This is a genomic window from Geoalkalibacter ferrihydriticus DSM 17813, from assembly GCF_000820505.1.
In the GTDB taxonomy this organism is placed as follows: domain Bacteria; phylum Desulfobacterota; class Desulfuromonadia; order Desulfuromonadales; family Geoalkalibacteraceae; genus Geoalkalibacter; species Geoalkalibacter ferrihydriticus.
The window spans coordinates 180,104-195,166 of record NZ_JWJD01000005.1 but is presented as its reverse complement, the minus strand read 5'-3'; the positions used below and the strand labels follow the sequence as shown (position 1 = coordinate 195,166).

Here is a 15,063-nt window from a genome sequence, read left to right as displayed (position 1 = left end):
CCGCTGAATCGTTACAATTGTTCTTGCCAGGAGTTTCTCTGCGCCCTTTGCGCTCTCGGCGGTGAATCGATCCTTTTTTTCTGCGTTACAACTGAATGCCGGAAAACGCCATGAAGGCCAGGGACATCAGTCCCACCACGATGAAGGTCATACCGAGCCCGCGCAATCCCTCGGGCACCTTGCTGTATTTGAGTTTGGTGCGAATGCCGGCAAGGGCGACAATCGCCAATGCCCAACCGAATCCGCTGCCGAAGCCGAACACCAGGCTTTCGCCAAAAGCATAGCGCCGCTCGACCATGAACAGCGACCCGCCGAGGATCATGCAGTTGACGGTGATCAGGGGCAGAAACACGCCCAACGCCGCGTAGAGACGCGGCACGTACTTGTCGAGAAACATTTCGAGAATCTGCACGATGGCGGCAATCACGCCGATGTAGCAGATCAGGCCGAGAAATGTGAGGTCGACATTCTCCAGCCCCGCCCAGGACAGGGCGTCTTGCTGCAGCAGGTAGCGGTAAATGAGATTGTTGACCGGCACCGTGATGGTCTGCACGACAATAACCGCCAGCCCCAATCCCATGGCGGTATCGACCTTTTTCGACACGGCAAGAAAGGTGCACATGCCGAGGAAGAAGGCCAGAGCCATGTTCTCGACGAAGACCGAGCGGATGAAAATACTCAGATAGTGCTCAAGCATGGCTCATTCCTCCACCTGCTCTGTCTTCCAGGTGCGCAACAACCAGATCAGCAGCCCGATGATGAAAAAGGCACTGGGCGGCAGCAGCATCAGACCGTTGCTGACATACCAGCCGCCGTCCTGGGAGAGAGTCAGCACCTGAAAATTGAACAGGCTGCCCGAACCCAAAAGCTCGCGCGCCGTCGCCACCAGCAACAGAATCAGACTGTAACCCAGGCCATTGCCGAGACCGTCGAGAAAACTCAGCCCCATGGTATTTTTGCTGGCGAAGGCTTCGGCGCGGCCGAGCACGATGCAGTTGGTGATGATCAGGCCGACAAACACCGACAACTGGCGACTGATGGCTGGCAGAAAGGTCTGAATGATCTGGTCGGCCATGATGACCAGAGAGGCGATGATGGTCATCTGCACGATGAGCCGGATACTGTCGGGGATATGCTGGCGGATCATGCTGACCGCGGCATTAGAGAAGGCGACCACGAAAATCACCGCCGCCGACATGACCAGGGCCGTCTCCAACCGGGTAGTAATGGCCAGCGCCGAGCAGATACCGAGAATCTGCAGGGCGATGGGATTGTTGTCGAATACGGGCCCGAACAGGGTTTTGCGTATATCAGCCATTAAAGCCCTCCGCGCGCAACCGCTCCAGATAGGGGCCGAAACCGTCCTCGCCCAGCCAGTAACGCACCAGGTTGGTCATGCTCCGCATGGTTGCCGTCGCCCCGGAAACACCATCGACCTGAAATTGCGCCTGGGGACTAGCGGGATCGACACGACCGCGCACCACTTCGAGGAGAGGATTTCCATCTTCATCAAAGGCCTGAGTGCCCGGCCAGTTGTTTAACCAGCGCGGGCGCTCAATTTCACCGCCCAACCCGGGGGTTTCGCCGTGGTCGTAAATGGTCAATCCGGCGACGGTGGTCAGATCCGATTCCAGGGCAAGGTAGCCATAAATCGTTGCCCAAAGGCCTTGGCCACGCACCGGCAAGACCAAGTAACGCACTTCACCCTCTTCGCGCACCAGAAAGACGGGCGCCAGACGCGAGCGGGTGCGCAGACCGGCCAGATCCTTATCCGAGGGGATGGTGTAGCGCAGTTGCGGATCGCGCGCGGCGCGCTCCTGATCAAAGGTCTCGGCATCGAAGGCGTCGCTGTATTCGCCGCTTTCCAGATCCACCAGACGGGCTTCGACCCGCGCATTCCAGACTTCGAAAACATCCTCTCCGCGCGCAGGCAAATCAAGGGCGCCGAGAACATTTTTGTACATAATCCCCAGGGCGTCGCGCTCTTGCTTGGCGCGCAGTCCCGCAGCCGTTGCCGACACCATCAACGAACAGACAAAGCAGACCAGAAAGGCGACGAGAAAGGTGCGCCCGACACTATCCTTGGCCATAACGCAACCTCCTGCGCCGCATCTGCGCCTTGAGCACGAAGCGGTCGATGACCGGAGCGAGCACGTTGCCAAAGACGATAGCGAGCATGGTGCCTTCGGCAAACGCGGGGTTGACCACCCGCACCAGGATGATCATGGCGCCCACCAGCAGGCCGTAAAACCATTTGCCGGCATCGGTCATGGCCGAGGAAACCGGGTCGGTGGCCATGAACACCAGCCCGAAGGCCAGACTACCCAGGACCAGGTGCCAGTGAGGCGGCACGGAGAACATGGGATTATCGGCGCTGCCCACCACATACAGCAGGGTGGAGAGGCCCAGGGCGCCGAGCAGCACCGCGCTCATGGTGCGCCAGGACGCCACCCCGGTGAACAGCAGAATCGCCGCGCCGAGCAGACACGCCAGCACGGAGGTTTCAGCGGGCGAGCCGGCAATGAATCCGAAAAACGCCTGGCTCCAGGTAATGCTGCTTTCCAGCGCCGCCATGCCGCCCTCGGCGGCCAGGGCCAGGGGGGTTGCGGCGGAGATCCCATCCACCGGCACAAAAGCATTGTCGGCACTGAAGTTGGCGGGGTAGGCGAAAAACACAAAAGCGTAGGCGGCCAGGGCGGGATTCATGAAGTTGCGCCCGGTGCCGCCGAAGATTTCCTTGCCGAGCACGATGCCGAAACTCATACCCAGAGCGGCCTGCCACAGGGGCACCGCCGGGGGCAGGATCAGGGCCAGCAGCAGGCCGCTCACCCCCCAGCCTTCGCTCATCTCCATGCCGCGCACCGCGGCGAACAAGGCCTCCCAGAAAAACGCACTGGCCCAGCACACCAGCAGCACAGGCACGAAATACAGGGCCCCGAGCAGCAGGTTATCCCCCAGGTACGCAGGATCGTTGCCGACGTCGAGCAAACGAAACACCGCTTCGCGCCAGGTGAACAATTCGTTGATGCCATGGGCCTGCATGGCCAGATGCATTTGGTAGCCGGTATTCCACATGGCAAACAGCGCACAGGGTACCAGCGCCACCACCATCACCAGCAGGATACGCTTGAGATGCAGGGCATCCCGCACATGGGGGCCATTACGCGTGGCGCCGCCGGGAGCCCGCCAATAACCTGCCAGGGCGCGTTTTATGGTAGCAAGCCGTTCTGCGGCCATCAACCCTCCTTCTCGATCTCGTCCAATACGGCCCGCAACTGCGGGGCAAAGTCGTTCTTCCCGGGGCAGACGAAACTGCACAGGGCCAGGTCTTCCTCGGCCAGTTCCAGGCAACCGAGGGCGCGCGCCTCGTCACTGTCGCCGACGGCCAAGGCGCGCAACATGTAGGTGGCGGAAAAATCAAAGGGCAGCACCTGCTCATAGGTGCCGATCGGATAGATTGCCCGCGGTCCCCCGCCCAGGCTTGTGTCCATGGGGCGCGGCTTGTTGCGCAGCAGGGCGCCGGCAAACAGCCGCCGCGCGGAAAACTTGGAAAAACCCGGACGCAGCCAGCCCAGGGGCGGCTGCGCCTGGTCAGCCTCGGGCAGCGCACAGGCCTGAAGGTGGTAGCGGCCGAGAAATGCCAGAGCGTCAAGCGCGGCGTGCCCGCTCAAGGGCGAGCCGGAAACGATGCGCTGCGCACCCTCGTGCAGGTCGTCACGCAGCAGATCTCCCAGGTGAGCGCCGACGCGCGTGCGCACCAGGCGCGGCCGACGCACTCCCGGACCGCCCAGAGCGATGACCCGCTCATTGAGCAATTGCCCGGTGGTGAACAGATGGCCGATAGCGATGACGTCCTGATAGCCGATGTGCCAGGCACAGCGGCGTTCATGCACCGGTTGCAGAAAATGCATGTGGGTGCCCGGCAGCCCGGCCGGATGAGGTCCGGCAAAGGCCACGGTTTCAGCGCGCCCGGCACAGGGGATCTCGGCGCCAGGCGCCTGACAGACAAATAACGGCCCCTCGCTCAGGTGTCCGAGGACACGCAGGCCGTCGGCAAATTCCTGTTTGCGCTCGGCGATGACCACGGCTGGGTCAGCGGCAAGGGGATCACTGGCTATGGCAGTAACAAAAAGGGCCGCGGGCTTTTCCTCGGGATCGGCAACCAGGTTGAAGGGGCGACGGCGCAGGGCCGTCCACAGCCCCGAGGCCAGTAGATTTTCCACCACCTCGTCACCCGCGAGACTCTCCAGGCGTCCCTGGGGATACCTGGCGAAGCTGAGCTCCTCCTCGCCTTCCAGGGCAATCTCCACCGCGAGCAACACGCGCTTGGGACCGCGGTGAATGGCGGTGACCCGGCCGGCGGCTGGAGCGGGATAGTGCACTCGCGGCCAACGCTTGTCGGTAAACAGCGCCTGTCCGGCACGCACCGAGTCGCCTTCGGCCACTTCCATGGCCGGTTTGATCCCGGGAAAATCCGGACCGAGGACCGCCACGCGGCGAACATAGGGTCCCGAATGGATAACTTGCTCCGGTGCTCCGGCAAGGGGTATGTCGAGGCCGCGGCGTATGCGAATCGTTTTCATGGTCTACAGGGTCGGTGAAAGGGTCAACGATACAGGCATCACAACAAATTGAGGGGGAAACCTCAAATGTCAAGCAGGCCCAGGGCGCTCCGGATCAGTTTCTGCTTTTCCTTCATCTCTTTCAGCAGCAGGCTGCTGAACAACTCCTTGACATCGGGAGAAGTGCTGCGCTCGACCATTTCCTGATAAAGTTCGAGCAGCTTGGCATCGTTGTCGACAGCGAGATCGAGGACATCGTCGAAGCTTGGATCGCGGTCCAGGTCGACCGCGGTCAGGGGTGCGAAAATATCCTGATCATGGGTGTACTTGAACCAAGTCGACAAGAGTTGGGGCGAGCATTCCGTTTTGTAGCTGAAGACACTGTTGGCCAGGCTTTCTTCATGACGCACGATGTAATCGAGCAGCATTCGCACCCGTGGGTTGCTCGCGCGCTCACTGAGTTTGCGAAAGACCTCTCCGGCCTGCTGGTGAAAAAGCCCGACATGGTTCAAGACATCGCTGGTTTGCTCAAAGCGCATGCATCGCCTCCCGAATCGCTGTCGACCACTCATTGGGCCGATGCGGCCTACAAAGTATAACGATGAACGCCCACATGTCCACCGTGGATTGACCAGTCAGGGTGTGCGCAATCTTCCCGTCAAGAAATCAGCGATCCGATCAATTCCAGCAAGGGCCCCGGAAAAAGACCGAGCACCAGGGTCGCCGCCACACAGAAAGCAATGACGAGGCTTTCCTCGCGCCCGCAAAAACCCAAGTTCGCTCCTTCGCCGGTGCTCATAAAAAGAACGACCACCACCCGCAGATAATAATAGACCGAAATCAGCGAGGCGATCACCCCGCAGATGGCCAGGATGATGAGCCCGGCATCCAGGGCGGCGACGAAGATGGCGAACTTGCCCATGAACCCGGCCGTGGGAGGAATTCCCGCCAGCGCCAGAAGAAACACCGTCAACGCCGCGCCGCGCAGGGGATAGCGATAGCCCAGGCCACGATAGTCTTCAAGCTGCTGGGGTTCACCGGCGGCCGTGGACCAGGAGGAAATGAGGGCGAAGACGCCAAGGTTCATGGCCGTGTAGGCGCAAAGATAGAAAACCACGGCGGTGCGGCCGGCGCTGCTGTCGGCCAGCAACGCCATGAGCAGATAACCCATGTGTACCACGGCTGCGTAGGCCAGCAGGCGCTTGAGATTGTCCTGCCGCAGGGCACACAGGGTACCGACCAGCATGGAGAGAGCACAGAGACTCCACAGCAGCGGCCGCAAATCGTCCCAGCCGGGCCCCACCCCCGCGCCTAAAGTCAGCAGTGCGGCAAACACCGCGCCTTTGGCGCCGGTGGCAAGCAGCCCGGCGATGGGCGCCGGGGCACCCTGATAGACATCGGGCGTCCACAAATGAAAAGGCGCCAGAGACAGCTTGAAGCCGATGGCAACCAGCAGCATGGCCCAGCCAAGCAACGCGACGGGGCGCATGCCCGAGGCGGGATCGAGCCCGGCCAGGGCCTCGGGCAGATGAAAGGTGCCTGTTGAGGTATAGAGAAGGGCGATACCGAAGGCGAGAAAGCCGGTAGCCACCGCACCCATCACCAGGTATTTGAGCCCGGCCTCGGCCCCGCGCTCGTCCTCGCGGTGAAAGGCGATAAGAATATAGAGCACCAGGGTAAAGGCTTCCAGACCGAGAAACAGGCCGACCAGTGACGTCGCGCTGGAGAGCAGTGCCATGCCGGTTGCGGCGAACAACACCAGGGCGGTGTATTCGCCCCCTGAAAAACCTCGCTGCGCCCCATAGCGCCGGGACAGAATCAGGGTCAAGGCCGCAACCAGGGACCAGAGGACGGTGAAAAACCGCGCGTAGGCGCCAGTGCCGAACAGGGCGCTGACTTCGGCCACGGGCGAGGTCAGGCAAACGGCTGCCACCGCCGCAGCCAGGGCAACCAGGCTGCCCAGACCCATGAGAGCACGGTGCCGCGGCCACCAGGCGCCAAGCATGAGCAGGGCAGCCGAACCCAGGGCGAGAATCAGAATGGGGAGCAGAGCGATGACATCGTTCCAGGTCATGGCGCTCCTCCTGATGCGGCAAGGGGCGTCAGCTGACCAAGCAATTCAGCCACCGGCGCCTGCAAAGGCAGAAGAAAAGGCGCGGGGTAGAGCCCCAGCCACAGAACGCAGAGAGCCAGGGCGGTCAGCACCACGGCCTCGCGCAGATCGAGATCGGGCCAGAATTCCTTGCCCTGCGCAGGCCCCCAAAGCACTCCCTGTACCAGGCGCAACATGTAGGCGGCCGCGAACACCACTCCGGCAAAGGCCGTTGCGCCCCACCAGGGACGGGTCTGAAAAGCTCCGATGAGGATCAGAATCTCGCCGACGAAATTGTTAAGGCCCGGCAACCCCAGGGAAGCCAGGGAAAAAAACAGGAAGAAAAAAGACAGGCGCGGCACCCTCCCCCATAATCCGCCAAGGTCGCTAATCCGGCGCGTATGGGCGCGCTCGTCGATCATCCCCACCAGTGCGAACAGCGCCCCGGTGGTGACGCCGTGGTTGACCATCTGCAGAATACTGCCCTCCAGGGAAGTCTGATTCCAGGCCGCCAGCCCCAGCACCACAAACCCCATGTGCGCGACCGAGGCATAGGCCACCAGGCGCTTGGCGTCGGACTGCGCGTAGGCGATCCAGGCGGCGTAGAAAATACCCGCCAGAGCGGGCAACGCCAGCCATGGCAGGCTTGCGGCCGCCGCGTTGGGGAAAAGGGGAAAACCGAAGCGGATCAGGCCGTAAACGCCGGTCTTGAGCAGCAGCCCGGCAAGAATCACCGAGCCGGCGGTGGGCGCCTCGGTGTGGGCGTCGGGCAGCCAGGTATGCAGGGGCAACAGCGGCACCTTGAGGGCAAAGGCCAGCAGAAAGGCCGCGTAGAGCCAGGCTTCTAGGTGCGGCGGCAGGGGGGTGCCGCGCAACGCCTCAAGGGCGAAGCTGGGCGTGCCGCCCGCAGCGCCATGCAGCAGGTGCACACCAATGATGGCAAGCAGCATCAGCAAACTGCCGGCCAGGGTGAAGAGAAAGAATTTGACGGCGGCATACACACGCCGCTCGTGCCCCCAGATGCCGATGAGAAACAGCATGGGGATCAGCATCAATTCCCAGAACAAGTAGAACAGCACCAGGTCGAGGGCGAGAAAGACTCCGAGGATGCCGGCCTCCATGAGCAGCAGCAACGCAAAGAACGCGCCCGAATGTCGTACGACCCGCCAGGAGACCAGCACCGCCACCAGCATGAGAAATCCGGTGAGCAGCACCAGCAGCAGGGAAATGCCATCGAGACCCAGAGTGTAGCGCACGCCGAAGCGTGCAATCCAGGCGTGATCCTCGTACAACAGCCACCCGGCGCCACCCTGGCGAAAAGCGGCAAACAGCCCCGCCGTCAGGGTAAACACCCCCCAACTGGTGGCCAGAGCCAGCCACCGGCAGAACACCGCGCTGTGCCCCACGAACAGGCACAGCAATGCGCCCGCCAGGGGCAGAAAGACGAGAATCGAGAGCCAGGGTATGTGAGTCAATTCCGCCATAGTTGCGTCACAAAGCCCGGAAAAGGAAATACACCAGAATTGCCGCCGCACCCCAGGCAAGGGTCGCCAGGTAGGTGCTCAGGCGCCCCGTGCTCCAGTGGCGCAAACGCTCTCCGCCCGCCATGCACAGGCGTCCCGCGCCCTCCAGGGCTGCGTCGATGAGGCGGCGATCTCCCCAGTGCCACAAACTCTCCCCCACAACCCGAAAGGGCCGCACCACCAGAATTTCCGCCACCTCGTCAGCCCGCCAGCCCCGGTAGAGAAAGTCGCCGAGTCGACCGCCGGGCACTCCCGCGGCGTAACGAAAGTGCCAGTGCACCAGTGCCCAGCCGAGCAGAAACAAGGCTGTCGCCACCAGGACCAGCAGCCATTCCATCCCAACGCTCACATGCAGTTCGGCCCCGGCCAAGGGACCGAGAAAGTTTTTCAGGAGTTCGTTGCCGCCGATCAAAGGCGGCAGGTTGAGCAGCCCGCCGCACAGCCCCGCCAGAGCCAGGGGCGGCAGAGTCCAGCGCATCAGACCGGGCAGGTAAGGGCTTTTTCTGCGGCGACTGCGCGGCTCACCGAGAAACACCAGATAGAGCACGCGGAAGGCATAAACGGCGGTCAACAGGGCGGTCAGGCTTCCCACCAGCCAGATCGCCCAATAAAAGGGCGTGGCTCGGGCAAAATCAGCGAGAAGAATGCCGTCCTTGGAAAAAAATCCTCCGGTCAGGGGGGCCCCGGCCAAACAGAGGACGCCCGCCAAAAACATCCAGAACAGAAACCGCGACTCTTTGCGCATCCCGCCCATTTTCGACATGTCGTTTTCCCCGGCGGCCAGATGGATCACGCAACCCGCGCCCATGAACAGCAACGCCTTGAAAAATGCGTGGGTGAAGAGGTGAAAGAGGGCGGCGGAAACACTGCCCACCCCCACCGCGAGCATCATGAATCCGACCTGACTCATGGTCGAGAAGGCCAGCACCCGCTTGATCTCGGTCTGAACCAGGGCGCAGGTGGCGGCATAAAAGGCCGTCAGGGCTCCGACCAGGGCGATAACCGCCATGGCTTCAGGCGACAAAGACACCAGGGGAAACAGCCGACACAGCAAGTAAACCCCGGCGGTGACCATGGTCGCTGCATGAATCAGAGCCGACACCGGAGTCGGGCCGGCCATGGCATCGGGAAGCCAGGTCATCAACGGCAGCTGCGCCGACTTGCCGCAGGCGCCGCCCAGCAGCAACAGACTCAATGCCAGCAGGGTGCCGCTGCCGAGGGTCGCGGCCTGCGCGTTGACGGAACTGATGCTCAGCGTGCCGAACAGGGCGAAAAGCCACAGCAGTGCAATACCGAGGAAAACATCGCCGATCCGCGTGACAAGAAACGCCTTGCGCCCGGCGGAAGCATTTTTGGTCCGGGCATACCAGAATCCGATAAGCGCGTAAGAGCAGAAGCCCACCCCTTCCCAGCCGAGAAAGAGCAACAGCAGGTTGTCCGCCAAAACAATGAGGAGCATGGCGAAGACAAACAGATTGAGCAGGGCGAAAAAACGCGCCGTATCGACTTCTTCCTCCATATAGCCGACGGCGTAGAGGTGGATCAGGGTCGAAACCGCCGTCACCATCAGAGTCATGCTGGCCGAAAGGGGATCGAAAAGGATCTCCACCGGCACCCGAAAGCTGCCGCTTTCAAGCCAGGTGAACAGGGTCGCGCGGGTGCCGGCGCCGGCCGCCAGGGGCCAAAGAACAAGGGTGGCCGCCAGGCTCGCCGCCACCGCGCCCACCGCCAGACCGGCGCGCAGAGCGCGCGGCAGCAGGCTACCGAGCAGCACGTTGGCCAGGGCACCGGCGAGGGGAAAGGCAAGGATCAAGAACAGCAGATTTTCCATGCTCAGCCCTTCATCCCGGAAAAGGCATCGGCCTCAAGGGTGGCCTTGCGCCGCCGTAGGTAAACCACCAGGGCCAGGGAAATGGCAACTTCCGCCGAAGTGACGGCCATGAGAAAAATCACGAAGATCTGCCCGTCGACCTTCTGCCACAGGGCCGAGGCGCCCACCAGGGTCAATCCCACGGCGTTGAGCATGATCTCGAAGCCGATCAGAATCATGATCAGATTGCGCTGCGCCAACACGCAAGCCAGGCCCATGACGAACATCACGGCGGAGATGGCGAGAATGTGCGACATGGGCACGATCATGACGCATCCTCTCGGGAACGGCGGCGCAGAGCGCCCTTGCCGAGGTAATAGGCACCCACCGCCGCGTACAACAGTTGAAAGGAAATAACCTGCACGCCCAGGGCGTAGCGGTCGAAGAGGGCCGCACCGAACTCACGCGGCGACACCCAGAAAGCGGGTACGCCCTGCGGATCGGCCTCCAGGCCCAGCAATGCCAGGGTACAGCCGAGAATCACCAGAGACAGCAGCACCACCGGCCCCCAGCGTCGCCAGCCTGGTCCCTGGGTTTCAGGGCTGTCGGGCGAAAGTTCAAACATCATGATGATGAACAAAAACAGCACCATGATCGCCCCGGCATAGATGATCACCTCCCAGGCCGCCACCAGGGGCGCGCCGAGCAGGTAGAACATCAGGGCCAGAGCGAACAGGGCATTGACCAGGTAAACCACCGCGTGCACCGGATTGCGCCGGGTGATGCACATGGCGGTCGCCGCCAGGGTGGTGAAACCGAGAATGTAGAAAATGATCGATGCCATAATAATGATCCCCGTAGGGGCGACGCATGCGTCGCCTTGGGCAAGGCATGCCTTGCCCCTGCACCATCACCGATTTTTCACGGCAAATTGCTTTTCGCATCCAGCGGCGGATCCTCGTCGTCGTTGCCGCCGCGCGGGTTGACTACGCCGATTCCGGCGTGGCGGTAGAAATTGTACTCTTGATCCTTACCGCCGTGGTCGATGAGGAGATTTTCCTTCTCATAGACCATATCCAGGGGGTCGTCCTTGCAGAAGGCGAATTCGGGCGTCATCTGAATGGCCAGGGTCGGACAAGCCTCGGCGCACAGCCCGCAATAGATGCAGCGCGCGAAATTGATGCGGAACCAGACGGCGTAGCGACGTCCATCCAAAGCCTCGGCGGCCTGCATGGAAATGCAGTCGACGGGACAGGCGGCGCTGCACAGATAGCAGGCCACGCAGCGCTCGCCACCGTCGGGATCGCGCGTCAGCACAATCCGCCCACGGGTACGCACGGGCAGCGCGCGCTGCTCTTCGGGGTACTGCACCGTCACCGGCCGCCGCAGCAGGTTGCGCAGCGTCACCCAAAAGGGCTGGACGGTGCCTTTGATGTCGCGCCAAAGAATCATGTCCGTTGTCCGTTGTCCGTTGTCCGTTGTCCGTTGTCCGTTGTCCGTTGTCCGTTGTCCGTTGTCCGTTGTCCGTTGTCCGTTGTCCGTTGTCCGTTGTCCGTTGTCCGTTGTCCGTTGGGGATTGTACCGGACCGGCTAAAAGATCGGCGATTTGATTCTCAACAACTGAGGACTGACCACGGACTACGGACCCATCAGTTCTGCATCGCCAACAGAACCGCCCCCGTTATCAGCACATTCACCAGCGACAGGGGAATCAGTACCTTCCAACCGAAATGCATGAGTTGATCATAGCGCAGCCGCGGCAGGGTGGCGCGCATCCAGATGAACAAAAAGGCCACAGCCAGCACTTTGAGCAGAAACCAGAGGATGGGTGGCAGCCAGGGACCCTGCCAGCCGCCGAGGAAAAAAACCGTGACCATGGCCCCGAGAATCATCATATTGATGTATTCGCCGACAAAAAACAGGCCGAAGCGCATGCCTGAATATTCGGTGTGGAAACCCGCGACCAGCTCATTTTCGGCTTCGGGCAGATCGAAAGGGATGCGTTTCGATTCAGCCGCCACGCTGATGAGAAAAATGAGAAATGCCAGGGGGTTGAGAACAGCGAAGGGCAGGTTTTGTTGGGCCAGAACGATGTCGGTGAGGGAAAAAGAGCGCGCCATGAGCACCACCGGCACCAGGGACAGGCCCATGGCCAGTTCATAGCTGAGCAACTGCGCCAGGCTGCGAATGCCCCCGAGCAGGGCGTACTTGGAGTTGGAGGCCCAGCCACCCAGGGCCACGCCATAGACCGCCAGGGATGAGAGTCCGAGAAAATAGAGCACGCCGATGTTGAGATCGCACACCACCAGGGGCACCTCGCGCCCGAACACAGTCATGGGCGGGGCGAAGGGCACCACGGCAAAGGCCAGCAGGGCAGTCAATGTCGCCAGCCCTGGGGCGACGAAAAAGATGACCTTATCGGCCTGGGCGGGGATGAGGTCTTCCTTGGTGATCAGCTTTATCGCATCGGCCAGGGGCTGGAACATCCCGCCGGGCCCAGCCCGGTTGGGACCATATCGCAGTTGCATGCGTCCCAGGAGTTTGCGCTCGATCAGCACCAGGTAGGCCGCGCCGCTGAGCAGCACGAAGAACACCATGCCGAGCTTGACCAGAATTAGCGCAAGCGTGATCAGCCCCTCAGTCATGGCGCGCCTCCGGTTCAATACGGCAGGACCGCGCCCTGCTGCCGGGAACGAAGTTCTCAACGGCGCTGCCGCGCACCCGCGACAACAGAGCTACGCCCGGTGCGCTCTCCGTGCTGAGGACGACGGGCAGGACGACCTCCTGTCGCCCGACGATCAGGCGCACCTGCTCGCCATTGCCAACGCCGAGGCGCGCGGCATCTTCGACATGCAACCCAATCCGGGGTTCGGGGCGCACCGCATCCAGGGGCGCGGAGAAGAAGGCAATTTCCTCCGCGCCGAAAAAATCTTCACAAATCAGCAGCGCCAATTCCCCGTTGCGGGGAATGTCGTCCTCCTCTGCGCCGCTCGTGGCCAAGGGCGGCGCGGCAGCCTCGGCGGTGCGAACGCCCTCTCCCTCGGTCTGCAAGGCGGCCAATCCGGAGAAACAATCCTCAGCGGATTCGATGGCGCTTCGCAAGTCGTGCAGGGACGGACGCGTGCCGGCCAACTCAGCCAACACCTCCCAGGCCGGGCGCGGCTGATCGCCGGGCGTCTCGGAAGAAAAAGCCCGCGGCGGATGATCGCCCGCGGCGCTTTCACACAAGGCAATACCCGGCGCCAGGGCCGGAGCAAAAGCCTGCATGCGCCCTTCATTGTTGACGAAACACCCTTCGGACTCCGCCGATGCGGTGGTCGGCAGCAGGATGTGAGCGGCCTGCGCCGTTGGCGTCGGCAAGTAATCGAGCACCGCCAGCAGTTCCAACCCCTGCAGCGCCTCGGCGGCCCGCTCCGGATCGGCGGCATCGCTCAGGGGATCGACCTCCAGGCAGATCAAAGCCTTGATTTCTCCGGCGCGCATTGCCTCAAGCAGTTCGTCACAATCGGGGCCTTTGCCCGCCAGCAGCGCCGCGCCGTAACTGTTGGGGCCGGCCGTCAGGCCCATGAAGCCGCAAGGGCGCTCGGCGCTGCTCAATGCTTGCGCCAGGGCCGCCAACCGCGCCAGTCCGGCAGCGCCAAGCAGATCACCGCCACCGATGAGCACCGGGCGGCGCGCCTTGCCCAAAGCCTTGTGCACCCCTTCGAGAAAGGTTCCCTGCTGAGAACTCAAGGACGAGAAATCATCGCGTTCCAAAGCGCCTGGAACATCGCCCAACCGCCAGGGCGGCAGGGGCAGATGGGTGAAGAGACAGGGAAAGCTGATGGGACGGGGATCGATGAACACGGCCTGGGCTCCGGAGCGCACCGCTTGACGCACGGCCAGGGCCAGCAATGGCGCCTCCGCGAGAGGGTCGGCGCCGACCATTAAGATGAGATCGCTGCTGCGAACAGCCTCCAGGCTTCGCCTTAGGGAGCCGGGCACGGCCGTCAGAGCCCGCGCCGCACGGTCTCGCCCTGCATGGGGGGAAAAGGCGATGCGTTCGCTGCCCAACTGCCGGGCCCAGCGCTGAAGCTGGGCGTTAGCCTCCAGAGAGGCGCGCGGCGAGCCGAGAAAGGCCAGGGCCTGGGCGCCGTGGGCAGCGACAAGTCCGGCGAGGGCTTGGTTAAGAGCCTGCACAGCCTGGGGCCAGGACACTTCCGCAGCGCCATGGCGCGGGACGCGTGGTCGTTCGGGGTGATTGACGTGGCCATAGCCGAAGCGGCCGCGATCGCAGATAAAAAAGCCGTTGGTTCGGCGATTGATCCCGGCGCGGATGCGTTGCAGCTCGCGGTAGCGCCCACCGGGAATGGTCGCGCAACCCAGGGAGCAGTGGGGACAGATGGAGGGTGCTTCCTGCAGATCCCAAAAGCGGCTTTTAAAGCGGTAGGTTTTGTCGGTCAGCACCCCGGTGGGGCAGACATCCACCAAATTTCCGGAAAAAGGGCTCTCCAGTCGCCCGTCCCGAAAGCGGCCGAAATAGACCCGCTGGCGGCTGCCCAGGGCGCCGAAGTCGTTGCCGCCGCAATAATCCTGGTAGGTGCGCACGCAGCGATAGCACTGGATGCAGCGATTCATTTCGTGGGCGATGAAGGGGCCGAGGTCCTGGTTGAGGTAAGTGCGCTTACGCCCGGCATAGCGCCGCTGCGTATGCCCGCCCGCCAGGGTCATATCCTGCAATTGGCATTCGCCGCCGGCATCGCACACCGGGCAGTCATGCGGATGGTTCATCATCAGCCATTCGATGACGTGGGCACGCAGTTCCACCACCGTGGGATCGCCTGTCGAAACGACCATACCGTCCTGCGCGATGACCATGCATGACATCTGCACGCCCTGCACCGGCCCGTCCTCAAAGCTCATGGCGCACAACCGGCACGCCCCCACCGCCCCCAGCGCCTCATGGTAGCAGAAGTGAGGAATGACGATCCCCAGCTTCTTCGCCGCCTCGAGCACACTGGTCCCATGGGGCACCTCGACGCTGCGGTTGTCGATGGTCAGTTTGGGCATGGCGGGCGGTCCTTTGTCCTTTGCAAC

At 62.5% G+C, this 15,063-nt stretch carries 14 protein-coding genes; all 14 read right to left on the bottom strand.

Features of this window, described 5'->3' with window-relative positions:
• Nucleotides 1-85 precede the first annotated feature (85 nt).
• A complete protein-coding gene (nqrE, locus tag GFER_RS13045; RefSeq protein WP_040100102.1) occupies nt 86-697 on the bottom strand; it encodes an NADH:ubiquinone reductase (Na(+)-transporting) subunit E in 612 nt (203 codons plus the stop codon).
• Nucleotides 698-700: 3 nt separating this feature from the next.
• On the bottom strand, nt 701-1,318 hold the full coding sequence (locus tag GFER_RS13040; protein WP_040100101.1) for an NADH:ubiquinone reductase (Na(+)-transporting) subunit D: 618 nt from the start codon (nt 1,316-1,318) through the stop codon (nt 701-703).
• Complete coding sequence (locus GFER_RS13035; protein WP_040100100.1) at nt 1,311-2,090, bottom strand: Na(+)-translocating NADH-quinone reductase subunit C; 780 nt, start codon at nt 2,088-2,090, stop codon at nt 1,311-1,313. Before GFER_RS13035 ends, GFER_RS13040 begins: the two co-directional genes overlap by 8 nt.
• Nucleotides 2,077-3,237 (bottom strand): NADH:ubiquinone reductase (Na(+)-transporting) subunit B, encoded by a 1,161-nt coding sequence (locus GFER_RS13030; RefSeq protein ID WP_052446392.1) that lies wholly within the window; start codon nt 3,235-3,237, stop codon nt 2,077-2,079. Before GFER_RS13030 ends, GFER_RS13035 begins: the two co-directional genes overlap by 14 nt.
• Nucleotides 3,237-4,583 (bottom strand): Na(+)-translocating NADH-quinone reductase subunit A, encoded by a 1,347-nt coding sequence (locus GFER_RS13025; protein ID WP_040100099.1) that lies wholly within the window; start codon nt 4,581-4,583, stop codon nt 3,237-3,239. The genes GFER_RS13030 and GFER_RS13025 overlap by 1 nt, the downstream gene beginning before the upstream one ends.
• A 62-nt stretch (nt 4,584-4,645) precedes the next feature.
• On the bottom strand, nt 4,646-5,101 hold the full coding sequence (locus tag GFER_RS13020) for a ferritin family protein (RefSeq protein WP_040100098.1): 456 nt from the start codon (nt 5,099-5,101) through the stop codon (nt 4,646-4,648).
• A gap of 119 nt (nt 5,102-5,220) precedes the next feature.
• Nucleotides 5,221-6,636, bottom strand: coding sequence for an NADH-quinone oxidoreductase subunit N (locus GFER_RS13015; RefSeq protein WP_040100097.1), 1,416 nt, complete (start codon nt 6,634-6,636; stop codon nt 5,221-5,223).
• Nucleotides 6,633-8,138, bottom strand: coding sequence for a complex I subunit 4 family protein (locus tag GFER_RS13010; RefSeq protein WP_082048072.1), 1,506 nt, complete (start codon nt 8,136-8,138; stop codon nt 6,633-6,635). Before GFER_RS13010 ends, GFER_RS13015 begins: the two co-directional genes overlap by 4 nt.
• 7 nt (nt 8,139-8,145) lie before the next feature.
• Nucleotides 8,146-10,008, bottom strand: a complete 1,863-nt coding sequence (gene nuoL, locus GFER_RS13005; RefSeq protein ID WP_040100096.1) for an NADH-quinone oxidoreductase subunit L — start codon at nt 10,006-10,008, stop codon at nt 8,146-8,148.
• A gap of 2 nt (nt 10,009-10,010) precedes the next feature.
• Entirely contained in the window at nt 10,011-10,316 is a 306-nt protein-coding gene (gene nuoK, locus GFER_RS13000; RefSeq protein ID WP_040100095.1) for an NADH-quinone oxidoreductase subunit NuoK, read from the bottom strand.
• Complete coding sequence (locus tag GFER_RS12995; protein ID WP_040100094.1) at nt 10,313-10,831, bottom strand: NADH-quinone oxidoreductase subunit J family protein; 519 nt, start codon at nt 10,829-10,831, stop codon at nt 10,313-10,315. Before GFER_RS12995 ends, nuoK begins: the two co-directional genes overlap by 4 nt.
• A gap of 77 nt (nt 10,832-10,908) precedes the next feature.
• Entirely contained in the window at nt 10,909-11,439 is a 531-nt protein-coding gene (gene nuoI / locus GFER_RS12990; RefSeq protein ID WP_040100093.1) for an NADH-quinone oxidoreductase subunit NuoI, read from the bottom strand.
• A 197-nt stretch (nt 11,440-11,636) separates the two neighbouring features.
• The gene (gene nuoH, locus GFER_RS12985) at nt 11,637-12,632 is read right to left on the bottom strand and encodes an NADH-quinone oxidoreductase subunit NuoH (RefSeq protein WP_040100092.1); all 996 of its coding nucleotides are present in this window, start codon (nt 12,630-12,632) and stop codon (nt 11,637-11,639) included.
• Nucleotides 12,625-15,036 (bottom strand): NADH-quinone oxidoreductase subunit NuoG, encoded by a 2,412-nt coding sequence (gene nuoG, locus GFER_RS12980; RefSeq protein ID WP_052446391.1) that lies wholly within the window; start codon nt 15,034-15,036, stop codon nt 12,625-12,627. The genes nuoH and nuoG overlap by 8 nt, the downstream gene beginning before the upstream one ends.
• Nucleotides 15,037-15,063 lie beyond the last annotated feature (27 nt).

Bases quoted from the DNA above. Each gene is read 5' to 3' on its own strand.
- nuoI (WP_040100093.1), bottom strand. From the start codon at position 11,439: ATGATTCTTTGGCGCGACATCAAAGGCACCGTCCAGCCCTTTTGGGTG.
- GFER_RS13010 (WP_082048072.1), bottom strand. From the start codon at position 8,138: ATGGCGGAATTGACTCACATACCCTGGCTCTCGATTCTCGTCTTTCTG.
- GFER_RS13040 (WP_040100101.1), bottom strand. From the start codon at position 1,318: ATGGCTGATATACGCAAAACCCTGTTCGGGCCCGTATTCGACAACAAT.
- nuoL (WP_040100096.1), bottom strand. From the start codon at position 10,008: ATGGAAAATCTGCTGTTCTTGATCCTTGCCTTTCCCCTCGCCGGTGCC.
- nuoG (WP_052446391.1), bottom strand. From the start codon at position 15,036: ATGCCCAAACTGACCATCGACAACCGCAGCGTCGAGGTGCCCCATGGG.
- GFER_RS12995 (WP_040100094.1), bottom strand. From the start codon at position 10,831: ATGGCATCGATCATTTTCTACATTCTCGGTTTCACCACCCTGGCGGCG.
- nuoH (WP_040100092.1), bottom strand. From the start codon at position 12,632: ATGACTGAGGGGCTGATCACGCTTGCGCTAATTCTGGTCAAGCTCGGC.
- GFER_RS13015 (WP_040100097.1), bottom strand. From the start codon at position 6,636: ATGACCTGGAACGATGTCATCGCTCTGCTCCCCATTCTGATTCTCGCC.
- GFER_RS13030 (WP_052446392.1), bottom strand. From the start codon at position 3,237: ATGGCCGCAGAACGGCTTGCTACCATAAAACGCGCCCTGGCAGGTTAT.
- GFER_RS13035 (WP_040100100.1), bottom strand. From the start codon at position 2,090: ATGGCCAAGGATAGTGTCGGGCGCACCTTTCTCGTCGCCTTTCTGGTC.
- GFER_RS13020 (WP_040100098.1), bottom strand. From the start codon at position 5,101: ATGCGCTTTGAGCAAACCAGCGATGTCTTGAACCATGTCGGGCTTTTT.
- GFER_RS13025 (WP_040100099.1), bottom strand. From the start codon at position 4,583: ATGAAAACGATTCGCATACGCCGCGGCCTCGACATACCCCTTGCCGGA.
- nqrE (WP_040100102.1), bottom strand. From the start codon at position 697: ATGCTTGAGCACTATCTGAGTATTTTCATCCGCTCGGTCTTCGTCGAG.
- nuoK (WP_040100095.1), bottom strand. From the start codon at position 10,316: ATGATCGTGCCCATGTCGCACATTCTCGCCATCTCCGCCGTGATGTTC.